This window comes from Liquorilactobacillus cacaonum DSM 21116, from assembly GCF_001436735.1.
Lineage (GTDB): Bacteria > Bacillota > Bacilli > Lactobacillales > Lactobacillaceae > Liquorilactobacillus > Liquorilactobacillus cacaonum.
Window position 1 is genome coordinate 27870 of record NZ_AYZE01000014.1, and the last position, 17074, is coordinate 44943.

The window sequence follows — 17074 nt, forward strand, 5'->3', positions numbered from 1 at the left end:
AAAAAAATGCCAGAATTGCCAGAAGTAGAAACAGTCCGCCAAGGGCTTAGAAAGTTAGTTTTAAACAAAAGAATTGAAAAAATAGTATTGTTATATCCGAAAATAGTAATTGGAGATTCTAGTCTCTTCAAAAACACACTTGAAGGATTGACAATTAAAGAAATTGGACGTAGAGGTAAATATTTACTTTTTAATTTTACTGAAGGGATTACAATGGTTTCGCATCTGCGAATGGAAGGTAAGTACTTTGTAAGAAATAGTGATGATGAGATTGAAAAACATACACATGTCATTTTTAAATTTACTGATAAAAAAGAGTTAAGATACAACGATGTGCGTAAATTTGGAAGGATGGAATTAGTAAGAACTGATGACGTTTTTAATTTAAAAAGTCTCAAAAAACTAGGCCCAGAACCAATTGCATCTGACTTTTCAACACTTGATTTTGCAACAAAGCTCAAGAAGAAAAACAAAATGATTAAACCAGCGCTACTTGATCAAACGTTGGTGGCAGGACTTGGAAATATTTATGTTGACGAAGTCTTATGGATGAGTAAAATAAATCCACAAACGATTGCAAGCCATTTGAAAGAAGAGCAAATTAAGACTTTACATGATGCAATTATATTGGAATTGGCAAAAGCTGTTTCAGCAGGTGGGACAACTATTCGAAGTTATACGAATGCTTTTGAAAATTCAGGAGCGTTTCAATTTGAATTAAATGTTTATGGTAAGACTGGAGAATTATGTGCAAGATGTCATACACCAATTAAAAAGATTGTTGTTGCTCAACGTGGGACACATTTTTGTCCAAATTGTCAAAAGGTGGAATGACAAATGACTTATGTTCTAGGGCTTACGGGTGGCATAGCATCCGGAAAATCAACAGTTAGTTTTTTTTTAAAGAATCAAGGAGCTGTAATTATTGATGGTGATGTGGTAGCTAGAGAAGTTGTTAAAAAAAATAGTTTGGGTTTAAAACAGATTATTGAAAAATTTGGCGAAGAATTCATTACTAACACTGGAGAATTAAATAGGCGAAGACTTGGAGACTTAGTGTTTAACGATAAGGATAGTTTAAAAAAATTAACAAGTATTACTGGGCCATTGATTCACAAGCGAGTTAGAAAGTTAATTGAAGATGAAAAAAATAGGAAAAGCAGACTAATCGTGTTAGATATTCCTTTATTATTTGAAGGAAATTATCAACAATATTGCGATGATGTAATGTGTGTTTGTGTACCTGAAAAAATCCAGATAAAAAGATTAATGAAACGTGATCATTTTAGTGAGCAACAGGCGAGGAATCGTATTTTAAGTCAAATGGAAAGTGTAAAAAGATGTGCGTTGGCGGATATTTTAATTGATAATTCTAAACAAGTTGAAGAAACACTGAATCAAGTGCTAAAATGGCTAGAGATAATGGATTTAGGATAGTTAGTCGTGCGAATTGAATAATGAGGTGAAAAAATATGAGATGTCCCAAGTGTCATCATAATGGGTCACGGGTTGTTGATAGCCGTCCAGCTGATGATGGTCATGTAATTAGAAGAAGGCGTGAATGTGAAGCTTGTGGTTTTAGGTTTACAACTTTTGAGAGAATTGAAGTTACACCGCTTCTAGTAATTAAAAAAGATGGGACGCGTGATGAATTTAATCGCGAGAAGATTTTAAGGGGAATTATCCGAGCTGCTGAGAAAAGGCCAGTTGGTATGGATCAAATCACCCAAATTGTCGATGACGTAGAAAATAAGGTACGTGCTCTTGGAGAAAGTGAAGTTTCTAGTCAGTTAATTGGAGAATATGTTATGGGAATGTTGGCAGACGTTGATGAAATATCATATATAAGATTTGCAAGTGTTTATCGACAATTTAAAGACATGCGTGTTTTTTTAAAAGAGCTACAAGATATGATGGCACGTGATAAGAAAAACTTAGGTAGCATTGATGAGAAAAGTAAGTAGAAAGGTGTGAACTAATAATGGTTGTTAGTGAGCAAAGGTTTTCACCTAAAGATGGCTTTGTGGTGTACACACCAAAAAAGTTATTTGATAGTCAACTAGAAATAATTTTGAAACTTTATCAACCATTAATCGGGGCAAGCGGATTTAGTTTATATGCACTTCTTAGGACGATGATTCAGCCTGATTTACAACTTTCTAATAGGAAAATGCATAGTGAATTATTTGATCTGCTAGGCATAGGTACACAAGAATTTTATGAAGTTAGGTGTAAGCTTGAGGCAATTGGATTACTTCGCACTTTTGAAAAAGAAGACGAACTTGGCAGGTTAGTAATATATGAGATACAAGAGCCACAAGGACCAAAAGCTTTTTTTTCGGATGATTTATTAAGGAGTTTATTGCTAGAAATGGTTGGCGAAAGAATCTTTAAAGAATTGAAGGATTACTTCTTTTATACTTCAATTGATAAAGAACAAGTGGTTGAAACAACCAAACATTTCTGGGAGATTTTTTCAATAAATGTGCAGAAAATAGAAAGTAATGGAAGTTTAGATGGAAGTAAGCAAATAAATTCTGATGAACCTAAAATAAAGAATATTTCTAAGTTAGATAAATCATTCTTGAAACAAATTATTGATAAGTCCTTTGTTGATAGTAAACAAATTTTTAAAAATTATGATCGACTAGTAGCTGCAAATACAATATACGGTATTGATGAACTAGAGTTATTTCATTTAATTGAGGAAGCAGCTAATGTTGCAACAAACCAAGTAGATTTCAATTTGTTCTGGAAACTTGTACATGAAAGATTTTCGAAGCAAGATTCCAATTATACTCTAACAGAAGTGGCTAAAAAAAAGGTAGTAGATAAACAAAACTTTAAAGATGAGGATCAAGAATTATTAGAAGCAAGTCGTGCTTATGCACCAGCAGAATTCTTACAGGAGTTAAAACGTGAAAAGGGTTCATTTGTAACGGGTGCCGAAAGAAATATTATTGAATGGGCTGTACAAAAAAATCTTTTCCAACCGGAAATATTAAATATTTTAATACATTATATGATAGTTGATCGAGGTATGGCTACATTAAATCGTGCTTTTTTTGAAACAACGATTGCAGATTGGAGACAAAGAAAAATTAGTACTCCTGAAGATGCAATGCTTCAAGTAAGAAGTTTTAATAAACCTACTAAAAAAAATCCCACTAATTATAAGCAACAAGTCAATTATAGTAATAGCAGAAAAGTTATTCAAAAAGAAAAATTGCCTGAGTGGGCACATGATGAATATGTTGCGGAAAATAAAACTTCGATAAGTAAAGAAGAACAAGATGCATTAAAAAAGAGATTAAGCAGATTTAAAAAAAAAGTTGAATAAAAAGGTGGTGAGAAAATGAAGGATGTTGGAGAAGAAATGGCACAACAAATGAGAAATAGAAATTGGATGAAAAATTATAAAGAACTAATAGATGATGCTTTTTCCGATGAAGAGGTAAAACGTTTTGTTGCTAAAAATCAAATGTCGCAAAGTGAACTAGCGCGTAGTGCAAGTAAGGTATATGAATTTGTGACTATAAAAAGGCAGATTGAAAATGGTGAGGTGACTCCTGCACCAGGTTATCAACCACAGTTAGTTTATAATAATCATCTTATTGATGTCTCATATGTGCCAAGTGATGAATTAGTTAAAAATCAAAAATTAGCTGAGATTAAGTCGCGTGTAAGAACTCTCAACATGCCAAAAGCAATTCGAAATGCGCAGCTAGCAGATTTTGATATTGTTGGGCGGGAAGAAATTGCACAGGCTGCTGTAGATTTTATTGATGGTTATACTACTAATCCTAATAAGTTTATTAAGGGAATGTATATACAGGGCAGTTTTGGTGTTGGTAAAACGTATTTGCTTGGTGCGATTGCTAATGGATTGGCTGAGGAAGGTTTTCGCTCCACAATGCTTCATTTTCCATCATTTGCGGTTGAAATAAAAAATGCGATTGGGACAAATAGTGTAATTGGAAAAATTGATAGTATAAAAAAATCACCTGTCTTAATGTTAGATGATATTGGTGCGGATCAATTGTCAAGTTGGTTAAGAGATGACGTTTTAGGAATTATTTTACAGTATCGAATGCAAGAAGAATTACCGACTTTTTTCAGCTCAAATCTATCGTTAAAGGATTTATTAACGCAATATCTAACTGTTAATAATCGTGGCGAAGCAGAACCTTTGAAGGCGCGAAGAATAATGGAGCGAATTATATATTTGAGTAAAGAATACACAATGATAGGGAAAAACAGAAGACATTCCTAATTTAATGTTTAGGTTGAATGATGAGTTAAATAGTGGTTTAATAGCTATTAAGAGATATAGGGGACAAAAGGTTTAGACAACTAAGGGATGAATAGCAATAACTGTAAGCTTTTCAATGTTTATACTTACCACCTCTATGAATTACTTTCCAATTTAGTTGGACGGGTCGAACCTGTTAAAAACGAATTGAGAGATATGTAAATATCTGAACTTGGGTGGAACCACGCTTTTTGCGTCCCTAGTGTACTTTTATAAAGTACGCTAGGGATTTTTTTTGTTAATTAATTATTAAAGGGGAGAAAATAATGGTTAAAGTAAAATTTCCAGATGGCACAGTGAAAGAATTTGAAGATAAAACAACTGTAGAAGATGTAGCTAAGTCCATCAGCACAAGTCTTGCAAAAAAAGCCGTTGCTGGGCGGTACAATGGTGAATTAATTGATTATAATGCGGAGCTTAATGAAGATGGACAAATTGAAATAGTTACTAAGGACTCAAAAGAAGGTCTTCAAGTTTTATGGCAGACAGCGGCTTTAGTATTAGGGGCGTCCTTGTTTGAATTGTATCCACAGATGAAGTTTGGAGAAGGTACTGTAGTTGAGCATGGCTTTTTCTTTGACACTGATAATGAAAATGGTCAAGTTGCAGAAGCAGATTTTGAGAAGATAGCATATAGGATGCAAGAACTCATTAAATCCGGTATAGAAGTTGAAAGACTGGAATTAGATGAAAAAGAAGCTTTGGCAATGGTTGACGGCGATGCATATCGAATGGAACTTGTTAAAGAGTCAGTAGTTTCAGGGAAAGTAGTTTTGCATAAACTAGGAAGATTTGTTGATGTTTCAAAAGGAGCATATCTTCAAAAGATAAGTAGTCTCAAGGTTTTTAAGCTATTGTCAGTTGCTGGAGCTTACTGGAAGGGCATCTCAAGCAATCCGATGCTACAAAGAGTTTATGGGACGGCTTTTTATAAGCAAAAAGACCTTGATGCTGAATTACTTAGAAGACAAGAAGCAAGAGAACGTGATCACCGTGTAATCGGTAATGACCTAGATCTTTTTTTTGTTGATCCAGAGGTTGGAGCGGGGTTGCCTTATTGGATGCCAAATGGTGCAACAATTCGTCGTACAATTGAACGCTATATTATAGATAAAGAAGTGTCTCGTGGTTACGAACATGTTTACACGCCAATATTGGCTAACTTGAATTTGTATAAGCAATCGGGTCACTGGGATCATTATCGCGAGGATATGTTTCCACCAATGGATATGGGGGATGGAGAGCTTCTTGAACTCAGACCAATGAATTGTCCTTCACATATTCAGGTTTATAATCATCATATTCGGTCATATCGTGATCTTCCCCTTCGAATTGCTGAATTAGGAATGATGCACCGTTATGAGAAATCAGGAGCTTTAACCGGCCTTTCACGTGTACGAGAAATGACACTTAATGATGGGCATACGTTTGTTACACCTGATCAGATTGAATCAGAATTTAAACGTACGCTACAATTGATGGTTTCAGTATATGACGATTTTAACATAACAGATTATCGTTTCCGTCTAAGTTATCGTGATCCTAAGAATACGCATAAATATTTTGATGACGATGAAATGTGGGAAAAATCGCAAAAAATGTTAAAATCAGCAATGGATGATCTGGGATTGGAATATTTTGAGGCAGAAGGTGAAGCAGCCTTTTATGGTCCTAAACTTGATGTTCAAACTAAGACAGCTTTAGGTGGCGAAGAGACTTTGTCTACTATTCAACTTGATTTCTTATTACCAGAAAAATTTGATTTGCATTATGTTGGTGCTGATGGACAAGAACATCGTCCTGTTATGATTCACAGAGGAATTGTTTCAACAATGGAACGTTTCACTGCATACCTAACGGAAATGTATAAGGGAGCATTTCCAACGTGGTTATCTCCAAAACAAGTTACAATAATACCAGTTAAAAATGATTTACATTTAGCATATTGTGAGGAGTTACGTGATCGCTTAGTGGCAAATAATATTCGTGTATCAATTGATGAACGTAATGAAAAAATGGGATATAAGATTCGTCAAGCCCAAGTGACAAAGATTCCGTATGTTTTAGTAGTTGGTGATCAAGAAGTTACGACAAATGAAGTTTCTGTTCGACGCTATAGTGAAAAAGAAACAGTTAATATGGCAAAAGATAAATTTATGAATGAAATTTTGGCAGACATTTCGAGTTATAGTCGCGAAAAATAATTCTTGACAAAGCCTAAAAAGGAATGTATAGTTTAATGGTTGAGAAAAAAGCAGAAGCAACCCGCTTCTCGCCTAGTGGATTTACAATTCGCAGGCAGATGATATTTATTTCGAATTGATGAAGTGAAGATTAACCCGGGTAGCTTTGTATAGGCTACTCGGTTTTTTTCTGCATTTTCTCTGATATTAAATGGAGGTGAAGCACCATAGCAGTAGACAAAATGGTAAATGAAGGCATCCGCGCAAGTGAATTACGCTTGATTGCCAGTGATGGTTCCCAACTTGGGGTTAAAACCAAACAAGAAGCACTCACACTAGCTGAACAGTCTAGTCTTGATCTCGTTTTAGTTGCTCCAAAGGCGAAACCACCTGTTGCCAGAATTATGGATTATGGTAAATATCGGTTTGAGCTACAGAAAAAGCAACGTGAAGCAAGAAAAAATCAGAAAGTTATTAATGTTAAAGAAGTTCGTTTAAGTCCAACGATAGATATAAATGACTTTAATACAAAACTAAATAACGCGCTTAAGTTCCTTGGAAAAGGGGATAAAGTTAAGGTTTCTATTCGCTTTAAGGGACGTGCGATTACTCATAAAGAAATCGGATATGATGTTTTGAATCGATTTGCCAAAGCAGTTGAAGAAGTTGCAACGGTTGAATCGAGAGCAAAAATGGATGGACGCAGCATGTTCATGATGCTAGCGCCTAAAGCCGAAAAATAGGCTTTATTTATAGGAGGAAGAAAGTATTATGCCAAAACAAAAAACACATCGTGCATCAGCAAAACGTTTCAAGCGTACAGGAGATGGAGGACTAAAGAGGTCTAATGCTTTTACAAGTCATCGTTTCCATGGGAAAACAAAGAAGCAACGTCGTCAATTACGCAAGGCTTCGATGGTATCTAGCTCAGATATGAAACGTATCAAGCAGATGCTTTCTCAAATGAATTAATAAAAAATAAATTGATGATGAGGTCTTAATTAAAGACCGTTTCGAAGGTGTACTAAAGACAAAACACCTCGAATATATAAGGGAGGAATTATCATGCCACGTGTTAAAGGTGGAACAGTTACGCGTCAACGTCGTAAAAGAATGATTAAATTAGCAAAAGGATACCGCGGTTCAAAGCATATTCAATTTAAGGTAGCAAAACAACAAGTTATGAAGTCATACTTGTATGCTTTCCGTGATCGCCGTAAGACTAAAACTAATTTCCGTAAATTGTGGATTGCTCGTATTAATGCTGCAGCTCGCTTAAACGATATTAGTTATAGCAAATTAATGCATGGATTGAAAGTTGCTGAGATTGAAGTTAACCGTAAGATGTTAGCAGATCTTGCAATTAGCGATAGTGCAACATTTGCAGCACTTGTTGATGAAGCAAAAAAAGCATTAGCAAAATAATTTTTTAATTAATTATGGGATGTGCCAGTTATTTTTTTGGTACGTCCCTGTTTTTAATTGTGTACAATGGGGTTCTATTTCTTGATTTCAAGGTGAACTAGAAGAAAAGGCGATTCATGTCACGTGTAGAGAAATATCTTCAAACATAATTTTTTTATTTTTTTGCGTTGAAGTGGTACTTTAGAATATAATTAATAAGTAGAGGAATAATAATTAGGAGTGAAATAGATGTTAACTCGTTTCAAACCAACTTGGATGATTAGCTCAATATTTGAGATAACACCGAAAGAAATTACAGAAAAAGGAATAAAAGTTATTTTAACGGATTTAGATAATACGCTAATTGCTTGGAATAATCCTGATGGAACTCCGGAGTTAAGAAATTGGTTGGAATTAATGAACGCAGAAAAAATTCCGGTGATAGTAGTTTCTAACAATAATAAGAAAAGGGTTGCTAAAGCCGTTGAACCCTTTGGACTGCCATTTATAGCACGTGCAATGAAACCTTTGACAAAGGGAATTAATGAGGCCAAAAAACAATTAAATCTGGAAGATAATCAAATTGTATTAGTAGGAGATCAACTGTTAACAGATGTTGCTGCTGCAAATGCTGCTAAGATAAAGAGTATTTGGGTAAAACCAATTATTGAAACAGATGCTTGGAATACTAGACCAAATAGAATTGTTGAAAAATTTATCAAGAAAAATTTGCAGAAAAATAAAAGAATAAAAGAAACATGGGGGCATTCATTGAATGAATAATGATACTGAGGCACTTTACTGTATTGGTTGTGGCTCGTTAATTCAAAGTGCTAATCCAGATGAACTTGGATATGTACCGGCATCAGCTTTAAAAAATCAAATTGAGACAAAAGAACTATATTGTAAGAGATGTTTCAGGTTACGTCACTACAATGAGGTTACTGATGTTAGCTTAACTGATGATGATTTTTTAAAAATTTTAACACAAATTGGAGATACTGATGCTTTAATTGTAAATGTTATTGATATCTTTGATTTCAGTGGCTCAATTATCCCTGGAATTCAGCGCTATGTCGGTAAAAATCCGATTTTAATGGTTGGTAATAAAGAAGACTTATTACCAAAATCTTTAAAAAGAACAAAATTAAAAGACTGGATTAGACAAAGTGCTAATATAGTAGGATTACGGCCTGTCGATGTTGCATTGGTAAGTGCTGGGCAAAATCATGGGATTAATGAGTTACTTGCGTTAATTGAAAAATATCGCGCAGGTCGTGATGTTTATGTTGTTGGTGTGACAAACGTTGGTAAATCAACGCTAATTAATCAAATAATAAAACAACAAACTGGGATAACAGAATTGATAACTACTTCTCGTTTTCCTGGGACTACACTTGATAAAATAGAGATACCACTTGATGATGAACATTTTTTGATTGATACACCAGGAATTATTCATCAACATCAAATGGCACATTATCTTAATGGAAAAGAATTGAATATCGCTTCTCCACAAAAAGAAATTAAACCGCGTGTATATCAATTAAATTCGGGTCAAACTCTTTTTTTGGGTGGATTAGCTCGGTTTGATTATATTTTTGGAGAAAAAGACGGAATTATTGTTTATGCAGACAACAATTTAAATTTACACCGCACAAAGTTAGAAAATGCCGATAAGTTGTATGAAAACCACGTAGGTGAATTGTTACAGCCACCGTCTAAAGAAACATTAGAGAATCTACCTAAATTGGTTAGATTTGAGTTTAAAGTTGCACAGAAAAGCGATTTGGTTTTTTCGGGCTTGGGTTGGATTACTATTCCCTCTGGTAGTGTTGTAGCTGGATGGGCACCAAAAGGAGTCGCAGTAACTATCAGAAGAGCGATGATTTAAGGAGAATAAAATGAATTTATTAAATGGAAAGCAAAAGAAATTTTTAAAGGCAAGTGCGCATCATTTGAAACCAATTTTTCAAGTTGGTAAAGAAGGTATTAGTGATAAATGGGTTGAACAATTGAAGTTTGCATTAGAAAAGCGAGAATTGCTAAAAGTTAACGTATTGCAAGCTTCTGATTTTGAGGCAAATGACGTAGAAGCTTATCTTGTTGAAAATACAGATATCGAAGTTGTTCAAGTTATTGGGCATGTTTTGGTCTTATATAAAAAATCTTCTAAAATTGAAAATCGGGAAATTTCATTGCAGTTGCAAAGTCTTTAATTTATGAGGTGACAAAGTGATGAATATTAAAATGGTTACTAACCCACTCTCTCAAACTCAAGTGGAAATTAAACAAGATAGTTCTGAGGCTAAAAAAAGAGTTGGCATACTTGGGGGAACATTTAATCCACCACATATGGGTCATTTGATAATAGCACAACAGGTAATGGAGCAACTCGATTTAGATGAACTATTTTTTATGCCGGATTATGTCCCACCACATATTGATCATAAAGATGCAATTGCAGGGAAGAAAAGGGAGAAAATGGTTGAGCTTTGTATAGCTGATAATGACCGCTTTAGTATTGAAGATGCTGAATTAAAACGCGGCGGGGTAAGTTATACTTATGATACGATTGTCGAACTCAAAAAAAAGCATCCAAATTATGAATATTATTTCATTATTGGAGGTGACATGGTAGCTTATTTGCCCAAATGGTATCATATTGAGGAGTTAATAAAACTAGTGCATTTTGTAGGTGTTGCGCGAACAGGGTATCTAAGGAAAAGTAAGTATCCAGTAATGTGGGTCGATGTACCATTAATTGAAATTAGTTCCACGCAGATAAGATGGAACATCCAGCATAATTGTTCAATCAAATATTTGGTTCCTGAAAGTGTAGAGAAGTATATTAAGGAAGAAGGTCTTTACCTTGAATAATTTAATATATATGGAAGGAATTTTTCCGGGTACAAGAGAAGAGTTATTAAATAAGGTTAAAAAGAGTGTTAGTGAAAGACGTTATCAACATATTTTAGGTGTTGAAAAAGCAGCTGTTAAAATTGCAAAAAAAAATGGATATGACTGCGAAAAGGCTAGTATTGCTGCGTTAGTACATGATTATGCGAAAGAACGTAGCAATGAAGAATTTAAACAAAAAATTTTGGATGATAATCTTGATGAGGATTTGTTAAATTGGAATAATTTTATTTGGCATGGTGTTGTCGGTGCGGAGATTATTAAAGAACAATTACAGATTACTGATGAAGAAATTTTAAATGCAGTTAGAAGACATACTGTGGGTGCGGTTGAGATGACATTGTTAGATAAGATAATTTATGTAGCTGATTTTGTTGAACAAGGTCGAACCTTTCCTGATGTTGAAATTGCTCGCGTGTTAGCTTATAGTGATTTGAACGTTGCTGTAGGGTTTGAGGCAAAACATACACTTGAATACTTAATTTCTAGCAGTAGCTTGGTTTATCCAGAAGCAATTTTAGCCTATAACAAGTGGGTCGTAAATAAAGGAGAATTTAATGCAAAGTAAAGATATTTTAAAAATTGTGGTTGAAGCAGCAGATAACAAACGTGCTGAAGATATTGTAGCCTTGGATGTTAGCAAAATAAGTTATTTAGCTGATTATTTTGTGATCATGCAAGCGGACTCGGAGAGGCAAGTCAAAGCAATTGTTGATAATATTGAAGAAGAGGTCGAAAAATCTGGAATTTCTATTAAACAAATTGAAGGGAAAAATAGTGGTAATTGGATTTTAATAGATTTAAGAGATATTGTTATCCATGTGTTTAAGTCTGAAACGAGAGGATTCTACAATCTTGAGAAACTTTGGGCAGAAGCACCAATGGTTGAAGTGAATGATTGGATTACAGAATAATGATTTATTCAATCTTTGCACAAGTTTATGATGAATTAATGGATACTGAGGTCTATGAAAATTGGCTGACATTTGTAAATAACAATGCTTATAGTGGCAAAAAATTACTTGATTTGGCTTGTGGAGCAGGACAACTGGCAGTAATGTTGGCCAAAGAAGGATACCAAGTGACAGGTGTTGATTTGTCCTCAGAAATGTTAGCTTTAGCTGATGAAAGGGCTCGTGAAGATGATACAAAAATCGAATTGGTTCAGGCTAATATGACTGATTTAACAGGACTAGATCAATTTGATGTTGTAACATGTGGGCTTGATTCACTATGCTATTTAGCTAATCAAGAAGAGTTAGCTAATGCTTTTAGGCAAGTTTTTTTACACTTGAATCAAGGTGGAACATTTATTTTCGATGTGATTTCCCCATATCAGACAGATGTGATTTATCCAGGATATATGTATAATGATACTAATGAAAAACGTGCATTTGTATGGGAGAGTTTTGAAGGGCAGGAACCGCATAGTGTTGTCCATGATTTGACATTCTTTATTGCAAAAGATGAAGAGAATAATTTATTTCAACGCTACGAAGAAACTCATATGGAACGGACGTATGAATTAAAAAAATATCTAGAACTATTAACTAAAGTAGGATTTAAAAAGATTAGAGCAAGTTCGGAATATGGAAATAATGAGATTGATGAAAAATCAACTCGTTTCTTTTTTGTTTGCCAAAAATTATAAGGAGGTATAAATATGGATGTTGTGGGGATAATAGCTGAATATAATCCATTTCACAATGGCCACTTATACCAACTAAATGTTGTTAAGAAAAAATTTCCAAAAGCAACTATTATTGTTGTAATGAGTGGGAATTTCCTTGAAAGAGGGGAGCCAGCGATTCTTGACAAGTGGACAAGGGCTAGAGAAGCTATATTGAATGGAGTTAACTTAGTTATTGAACTACCTGTTGGTTTTTGTGTACAGCCTGCCGATAGATTTGCACTTGGAGCAATGAGAATCTTAAGAGATTTAGGAGTTACCAAACTAGTATTTGGTGCCGAACATGCATCTTATGATTTTTCAAGGTTAGCAGATCTTACTGGGACGATTCATGGTGATTTTTCTATTTATAATGAATCATACGCAAAAGCATATCAAAGAATTGTGACGCAGGAAACAGGATTAGATATATCCAATCCTAATGATTTGCTAGGTTTATCATATGCAAAAGCAAATCTTTTGCTTGGGAATTTTTTGAATCTTTACCCAATTCAACGACAAGCTGCTGCGTATCACGATCAGAATCTCCCAAAGGATTCAACAATTGCCAGTGCTTCAGCAATTCGTAGTGGAATTTTTACAAAGAAAGCAGATATTAGCAAGTATGTACCAAAAGAAACTCTTGAAGATATTAAAAACAACTTAAGCCTTAGCTGGCAAGATTTTTGGCCAATGTTACGTTATCGTATTTCTACAAGTAGTATTGAAGAATTAGCCCAAATATATGCGATGAATGAGGGCTTAGAGTACAGAATAAAATCAAAGTTGGAAAGATTAGGACCTAAGGCTACTTTTGAGGAATGGATTAGTAGTGTTAAGTCGAAGAGATACACTTATACGCATTTATCAAGAATAGCGATTATGATTTTATTACATGTAAAAAATTCTGACATTGAGGTCATTGAACAGTTTCCGTATATAAGAGTACTAGGATTTGATGAAACAGGGAAAGCTCATTTGAATAATATAAAAAAAGCAATTGAGTTCCCAATTATTGCAAAAGTGTCCCAAAAGATAGTTAAGAATAAATTGGAATTAGACCATCAAGCGGGGTTAGTATACGAGCAATTCAATGGTTCTCGCCAAGAATATGGTAGAATTCCTTTTAGACGATAGATAGTGGTGTCAAGGAAAAAACATTGACAATGTATATTAGTACAGGTATAATCAAGTTTGTTGCATTAGGAGGAAGTATAGAATGAAATGGTCTTTGAATGAACTGGGTCAAATTGGTTCAATTCCTTTTCAGTTTGATGAGGTAGTAGAAGTTGCTGAATCAATTGTTAACCGAAATAGTGAGATCATTGAGATTTCTCCAGCACATGTTAGCGGCTTTTTCGTGGTAGATAGTTTAGGATTACTTGGTTCATTCAAAGTGAATGTTGAAGTTACTTTACCGTCTACTAGGTCTCTGAAGCAAGTAAAAGTCCCCCTTGATTTTGAGGTGAGCGAGTATTATGTTAGTCACAGAACGCAGGATTTAACTAGGTTTGACGCTAACGACGTTGTAATTATTTTGGAGGACGATATATTTGATCTTAACCAAGCTGTTGAGGATAATATATTATTACAGATTCCAACAAAGGTGTTAACGTCAGAAGAAAAAACTGACATAGGTTTGCCTCAAGGTAAAGATTGGGAAGTTTTGGACGATAGTCGCATTAATTTAAGTCAAAAAAGCAAGGATACTGTTGATCCACGTTTAGCAAAGCTAAAAGATTTTTTTAAAGAAGATAATTAGTCTTTTGTTATTGCAAAATCAGTGAATTAAAAGTACAATTCTTTTTGTTGATTAATTTTATAAATTTTGAAGGAGGTGGCTGTTAAGATGGCTGTACCAGCACGTAAAACATCAAAAACACGTAAGAGATTACGCCGTACACATTATAAGTTACAAGTACCAGGTATGAGCGCATGCCCTAATTGTGGTGAATTGAGAAAATCTCATCATGTATGCCCAAGTTGTGGGTTCTACGGTGATAAGGAAGTTGTAAAGGTTGATTAATAAACGAGATTAGGGACCATGGCCCTTATTTCTTTTTTTAATAAATTGCACATCCCATGCTAATTTGAGCAAGGGGTGTTTTTTTTTTTAAAATTGTTGGTTATTTCTGGAGAGATACTTACAAAATATGATAAAATTTATCAAGATGAGAAAGGAATATATCAGATGAAAGTTCATAATGTAAGCTTAAAGATAAGTGCTGTAAGACCGGAACAATATCCAGATGAGGGTTATCCGGAGATTGGATTGGTTGGAAGATCAAATGTTGGCAAATCATCATTAATAAACAGACTGATTAACCGTAAAAGTTATGCGCGTACCTCAAGTCAACCTGGTAAAACACAAACTTTAAACTTTTATGATGTTGAGTCTATGCTTTATCTAGTTGATGTTCCTGGATATGGTTATGCAAAAGTTTCAAAAGCAGAACGTGAAAAATGGGGGCGAATGATTGAAACATATTTAACGCAACGTGAAACATTACGTGGTGTTGTTTCTTTAATTGATGCTCGCCATGAACCCACTGAGTTGGATGTGCAGATGGTTGAATTTTTACATTATTATGAGTTGCCGATTTTGGTGGTTGCAACGAAGATAGATAAAGTTTCAAGAAGTAAGTGGAATAAAGTAGAAAAAGATATTAAGAAGAAAATAAAAATAGAGGAACAAGATGAGCTGATTTTATTTTCTGCCACTGAAAAAATTGGTGAAGAAGAAGTTTGGAATTGGATAGAAAAAAGAACAAAAATTACGGAGGGAGTACAAGATAATGGAATTTAATGAATATCAAGATGCTGCTACACGTACCTTATATGGAAATGAGCAGGTGTTAACAAATTGTGCTCTTGGTTTGGCAGGAGAGAGTGGTCAATTAATTGATTTAATAAAGAACTATACTTTTAAAGGAAAAGATCTTGATCGTGAGGAAATGATTCACGAAATGGGTGATGTTTTATGGTATTTATCCCAGATTGCTGCATGGGCCAATATTAAATTTGACGAGATTGCTAAAGACAATATTGAAACACTTAATAAAAGATACCCTCATGGATTTGCACAAGATAAATGATTATGTGAGTTAGTCAAGTTAGGAGTGATAGAGGATGATCAAGCCCAAAAAGTTGGAACAAGGTGATCAAGTTGCAATTGTTAGTCTTTCAAGTGGAATATTGGGTGAATCCTCTGTTTTTCATCAAAGACAACTTGGTGACCAACGTTTGCGCGAATTAGGATTAGAACCTGTTTATATGAAAAATACGCTAAAAGGAGTCAGTTACCTAAGTGAACACCCTGAGGCACGTGCAGCAGATTTAAAAGAAGCTTTTTTGAATGACGATATCCATGGAATCTTCTGCGCTATCGGAGGAGATGATACATATCGGCTGCTACCTTATTTACTTGAAGACTCAGATTTCATAGACGCAGTTCAAAAAAACCCCAAATTATTTTCAGGCTTTTCAGATACTACGATTAATCATTTAATGTTTTACAAACTCAAGTTACAAACATTTTATGGGCCTAATTTTCTGAATGATTTAGCAGAACTTGATAAAACAATGATTCCATATACTAGTGCAACACTTCAAAATTATTTTAAGAATGAAAAGAATATCGAAATCAAGTCAAGTAAGTTATGGTATGAAGAGAGAATCGATTTTTCCAAAAAAGCACTTAAAACACCACGAATGAGTCATATAGAGGAAAAAGGATTTGAAGTTTTAAATGGTTACGGAAGCATAACGGGTAAGTTATTGGGTGGATGTTTAGATAGCTTAAATGATATTTTGACTAGTTCTCGATATCCTGATGAGCGAGACATTTGTTTCAAATATGGAATCTTTCCGGAAGTCAGTGAATGGAAAAGTAAAATATTATTTATTGAGACTTGTGAGTTAAAACCATCTCCAGCTGAATTTGCTGAAATGCTCAATAATTTAGCCAAATATGGAATTTTTGATGTAGTCAAAGCTATTATTGTCGGTAAACCACAAGATAATGTTTACTATGCAGAATATAAAATGGAACTATTAACTATCTCAAGAAACTACGATATACCTATTTTACTAAATATTAATTTTGGTCATGCATACCCGCGCACAATTATACCGTATGGTTGCGAGGTCAAAATTGATTTTGACAATAAAAATTTAACAGTTACTGATAACATGTTAGTGTAATGGGAAGGCAAACATCAAAGGGGTTAGGTCAAATATAATTTTTGACCTAACCCCTATTAGCTTATGGTTTTTTTAAAATAAAGTACACATCAAAAAGAAGAAAAATTAATTTTCTTCTTTTTCTTTATCAGCATTATCTTCTTCTTTTTTTGGTTTTTGAGTTTTTTTGGGTTGTTTCGGATCTACTGCAAATTTGTCAAATAGTTCATCTAATTTTGTTTGGCGATTAATTGTAAGTCCCATAGTGAAATACTCCTTTATAGATAATATTAATTATTAGGATATCAGTTTGTTCAACAAAATTCAACAATAAATATTATTGCATATTTTATGTTTTATTCATTTTTTTAGTGAATAAAACATAATTTTTGTGACATATGTTGT

At 34.1% G+C, this 17074-nt stretch carries 23 protein-coding genes and 1 other annotated feature; of the genes, 22 read left to right on the forward strand and 1 reads right to left on the reverse strand.

What is annotated here, in order from left to right; translation table 11 throughout:
* The first annotated feature begins 6 nt into the window (after positions 1-6).
* From mutM to FC80_RS04100, 22 genes are all read left to right on the forward strand, one after another.
* Positions 7-834, forward strand: a complete 828-nt coding sequence (gene mutM, locus FC80_RS03995) for a DNA-formamidopyrimidine glycosylase (protein WP_057828845.1) — start codon at positions 7-9, stop codon at positions 832-834.
* Positions 835-837: 3 nt separating this feature from the next.
* Positions 838-1437: a dephospho-CoA kinase gene (coaE, locus tag FC80_RS04000; RefSeq protein WP_057828846.1), complete on the forward strand. Its 600-nt coding sequence runs from the start codon at positions 838-840 to the stop codon at positions 1435-1437.
* Positions 1438-1472: 35 nt separating this feature from the next.
* Entirely contained in the window at positions 1473-1964 is a 492-nt protein-coding gene (gene nrdR, locus FC80_RS04005) for a transcriptional regulator NrdR (protein WP_057828847.1), read from the forward strand.
* Positions 1965-1981: 17 nt separating this feature from the next.
* The gene (locus tag FC80_RS04010) at positions 1982-3340 is read left to right on the forward strand and encodes a DnaD domain protein (RefSeq protein WP_057828848.1); all 1359 of its coding nucleotides are present in this window, start codon (positions 1982-1984) and stop codon (positions 3338-3340) included.
* Positions 3341-3355: 15 nt separating this feature from the next.
* A complete protein-coding gene (gene dnaI, locus FC80_RS04015; RefSeq protein ID WP_057828849.1) occupies positions 3356-4273 on the forward strand; it encodes a primosomal protein DnaI in 918 nt (305 codons plus the stop codon).
* Positions 4274-4578: 305 nt separating this feature from the next.
* Positions 4579-6516 (forward strand): threonine--tRNA ligase, encoded by a 1938-nt coding sequence (thrS, locus tag FC80_RS04020; protein ID WP_057828850.1) that lies wholly within the window; start codon positions 4579-4581, stop codon positions 6514-6516.
* Between the two features lie 42 nt (positions 6517-6558).
* Positions 6559-6692 (forward strand) — a sequence feature (ribosomal protein L20 leader region).
* 45 nt (positions 6693-6737) lie between these two features.
* The gene (gene infC / locus FC80_RS04025) at positions 6738-7238 is read left to right on the forward strand and encodes a translation initiation factor IF-3 (protein WP_057828851.1); all 501 of its coding nucleotides are present in this window, start codon (positions 6738-6740) and stop codon (positions 7236-7238) included.
* A 28-nt stretch (positions 7239-7266) separates the two neighbouring features.
* A complete protein-coding gene (rpmI, locus tag FC80_RS04030; RefSeq protein ID WP_003690491.1) occupies positions 7267-7467 on the forward strand; it encodes a 50S ribosomal protein L35 in 201 nt (66 codons plus the stop codon).
* 93 nt (positions 7468-7560) lie between these two features.
* A complete protein-coding gene (rplT, locus tag FC80_RS04035) occupies positions 7561-7920 on the forward strand; it encodes a 50S ribosomal protein L20 (RefSeq protein WP_057828852.1) in 360 nt (119 codons plus the stop codon).
* 228 nt (positions 7921-8148) lie between these two features.
* Complete coding sequence (locus tag FC80_RS04040; protein WP_057828853.1) at positions 8149-8682, forward strand: YqeG family HAD IIIA-type phosphatase; 534 nt, start codon at positions 8149-8151, stop codon at positions 8680-8682.
* Positions 8675-9793 (forward strand): ribosome biogenesis GTPase YqeH, encoded by a 1119-nt coding sequence (yqeH, locus tag FC80_RS04045; protein ID WP_057828854.1) that lies wholly within the window; start codon positions 8675-8677, stop codon positions 9791-9793. Before FC80_RS04040 ends, yqeH begins: the two co-directional genes overlap by 8 nt.
* A gap of 10 nt (positions 9794-9803) precedes the next feature.
* Positions 9804-10118 (forward strand): ribosome assembly RNA-binding protein YhbY, encoded by a 315-nt coding sequence (yhbY, locus tag FC80_RS04050; protein WP_057828855.1) that lies wholly within the window; start codon positions 9804-9806, stop codon positions 10116-10118.
* A 31-nt stretch (positions 10119-10149) separates the two neighbouring features.
* Positions 10150-10779, forward strand: a complete 630-nt coding sequence (locus tag FC80_RS04055) for a nicotinate-nucleotide adenylyltransferase (protein ID WP_057829338.1) — start codon at positions 10150-10152, stop codon at positions 10777-10779.
* Complete coding sequence (gene yqeK / locus FC80_RS04060) at positions 10772-11386, forward strand: bis(5'-nucleosyl)-tetraphosphatase (symmetrical) YqeK (RefSeq protein WP_083486920.1); 615 nt, start codon at positions 10772-10774, stop codon at positions 11384-11386. Before FC80_RS04055 ends, yqeK begins: the two co-directional genes overlap by 8 nt.
* Complete coding sequence (rsfS, locus tag FC80_RS04065; RefSeq protein ID WP_057828856.1) at positions 11376-11732, forward strand: ribosome silencing factor; 357 nt, start codon at positions 11376-11378, stop codon at positions 11730-11732. Before yqeK ends, rsfS begins: the two co-directional genes overlap by 11 nt.
* Positions 11732-12469 (forward strand): class I SAM-dependent DNA methyltransferase, encoded by a 738-nt coding sequence (locus FC80_RS04070; RefSeq protein WP_057828857.1) that lies wholly within the window; start codon positions 11732-11734, stop codon positions 12467-12469. Before rsfS ends, FC80_RS04070 begins: the two co-directional genes overlap by 1 nt.
* A 12-nt stretch (positions 12470-12481) precedes the next feature.
* Positions 12482-13624 carry a nucleotidyltransferase gene (locus FC80_RS04075; RefSeq protein ID WP_057828858.1) on the forward strand — a complete coding sequence of 381 codons (1143 nt, stop codon included), beginning with the start codon at positions 12482-12484 and terminating at the stop codon, positions 13622-13624.
* Positions 13625-13706: 82 nt separating this feature from the next.
* Positions 13707-14249 carry a YceD family protein gene (locus FC80_RS04080; RefSeq protein WP_057828859.1) on the forward strand — a complete coding sequence of 181 codons (543 nt, stop codon included), beginning with the start codon at positions 13707-13709 and terminating at the stop codon, positions 14247-14249.
* 87 nt (positions 14250-14336) lie between these two features.
* A complete protein-coding gene (gene rpmF, locus FC80_RS04085; protein ID WP_057828860.1) occupies positions 14337-14513 on the forward strand; it encodes a 50S ribosomal protein L32 in 177 nt (58 codons plus the stop codon).
* A 165-nt stretch (positions 14514-14678) separates the two neighbouring features.
* Complete coding sequence (gene yihA, locus FC80_RS04090; RefSeq protein WP_057829340.1) at positions 14679-15293, forward strand: ribosome biogenesis GTP-binding protein YihA/YsxC; 615 nt, start codon at positions 14679-14681, stop codon at positions 15291-15293.
* Entirely contained in the window at positions 15283-15582 is a 300-nt protein-coding gene (locus tag FC80_RS04095) for a nucleoside triphosphate pyrophosphohydrolase family protein (protein ID WP_057828861.1), read from the forward strand. Before yihA ends, FC80_RS04095 begins: the two co-directional genes overlap by 11 nt.
* Positions 15583-15616: 34 nt before the next feature.
* The gene (locus tag FC80_RS04100) at positions 15617-16690 is read left to right on the forward strand and encodes a S66 family peptidase (RefSeq protein ID WP_057828862.1); all 1074 of its coding nucleotides are present in this window, start codon (positions 15617-15619) and stop codon (positions 16688-16690) included.
* A gap of 105 nt (positions 16691-16795) precedes the next feature.
* On the opposite strand, the gene FC80_RS09595 is transcribed toward FC80_RS04100, so the two are convergent.
* A complete protein-coding gene (locus FC80_RS09595; RefSeq protein WP_169790542.1) occupies positions 16796-16933 on the reverse strand; it encodes an SPJ_0845 family protein in 138 nt (45 codons plus the stop codon).
* Positions 16934-17074 lie beyond the last annotated feature (141 nt).

Coding starts and splice junctions, on each gene's coding strand:
- mutM (WP_057828845.1), top strand. CDS start 7: ATGCCAGAATTGCCAGAAGTAGAAACAGTCCGCCAAGGGCTTAGAAAG.
- coaE (WP_057828846.1), top strand. CDS start 838: ATGACTTATGTTCTAGGGCTTACGGGTGGCATAGCATCCGGAAAATCA.
- nrdR (WP_057828847.1), top strand. CDS start 1,473: ATGAGATGTCCCAAGTGTCATCATAATGGGTCACGGGTTGTTGATAGC.
- FC80_RS04010 (WP_057828848.1), top strand. CDS start 1,982: ATGGTTGTTAGTGAGCAAAGGTTTTCACCTAAAGATGGCTTTGTGGTG.
- dnaI (WP_057828849.1), top strand. CDS start 3,356: ATGAAGGATGTTGGAGAAGAAATGGCACAACAAATGAGAAATAGAAAT.
- thrS (WP_057828850.1), top strand. CDS start 4,579: ATGGTTAAAGTAAAATTTCCAGATGGCACAGTGAAAGAATTTGAAGAT.
- infC (WP_057828851.1), top strand. CDS start 6,738: ATGGTAAATGAAGGCATCCGCGCAAGTGAATTACGCTTGATTGCCAGT.
- rpmI (WP_003690491.1), top strand. CDS start 7,267: ATGCCAAAACAAAAAACACATCGTGCATCAGCAAAACGTTTCAAGCGT.
- rplT (WP_057828852.1), top strand. CDS start 7,561: ATGCCACGTGTTAAAGGTGGAACAGTTACGCGTCAACGTCGTAAAAGA.
- FC80_RS04040 (WP_057828853.1), top strand. CDS start 8,149: ATGTTAACTCGTTTCAAACCAACTTGGATGATTAGCTCAATATTTGAG.
- yqeH (WP_057828854.1), top strand. CDS start 8,675: ATGAATAATGATACTGAGGCACTTTACTGTATTGGTTGTGGCTCGTTA.
- yhbY (WP_057828855.1), top strand. CDS start 9,804: ATGAATTTATTAAATGGAAAGCAAAAGAAATTTTTAAAGGCAAGTGCG.
- FC80_RS04055 (WP_057829338.1), top strand. CDS start 10,150: ATGGTTACTAACCCACTCTCTCAAACTCAAGTGGAAATTAAACAAGAT.
- rsfS (WP_057828856.1), top strand. CDS start 11,376: ATGCAAAGTAAAGATATTTTAAAAATTGTGGTTGAAGCAGCAGATAAC.
- FC80_RS04070 (WP_057828857.1), top strand. CDS start 11,732: ATGATTTATTCAATCTTTGCACAAGTTTATGATGAATTAATGGATACT.
- FC80_RS04075 (WP_057828858.1), top strand. CDS start 12,482: ATGGATGTTGTGGGGATAATAGCTGAATATAATCCATTTCACAATGGC.
- FC80_RS04080 (WP_057828859.1), top strand. CDS start 13,707: ATGAAATGGTCTTTGAATGAACTGGGTCAAATTGGTTCAATTCCTTTT.
- rpmF (WP_057828860.1), top strand. CDS start 14,337: ATGGCTGTACCAGCACGTAAAACATCAAAAACACGTAAGAGATTACGC.
- yihA (WP_057829340.1), top strand. CDS start 14,679: ATGAAAGTTCATAATGTAAGCTTAAAGATAAGTGCTGTAAGACCGGAA.
- FC80_RS04095 (WP_057828861.1), top strand. CDS start 15,283: ATGGAATTTAATGAATATCAAGATGCTGCTACACGTACCTTATATGGA.
- FC80_RS04100 (WP_057828862.1), top strand. CDS start 15,617: ATGATCAAGCCCAAAAAGTTGGAACAAGGTGATCAAGTTGCAATTGTT.
- FC80_RS09595 (WP_169790542.1), bottom strand. CDS start 16,933: ATGGGACTTACAATTAATCGCCAAACAAAATTAGATGAACTATTTGAC.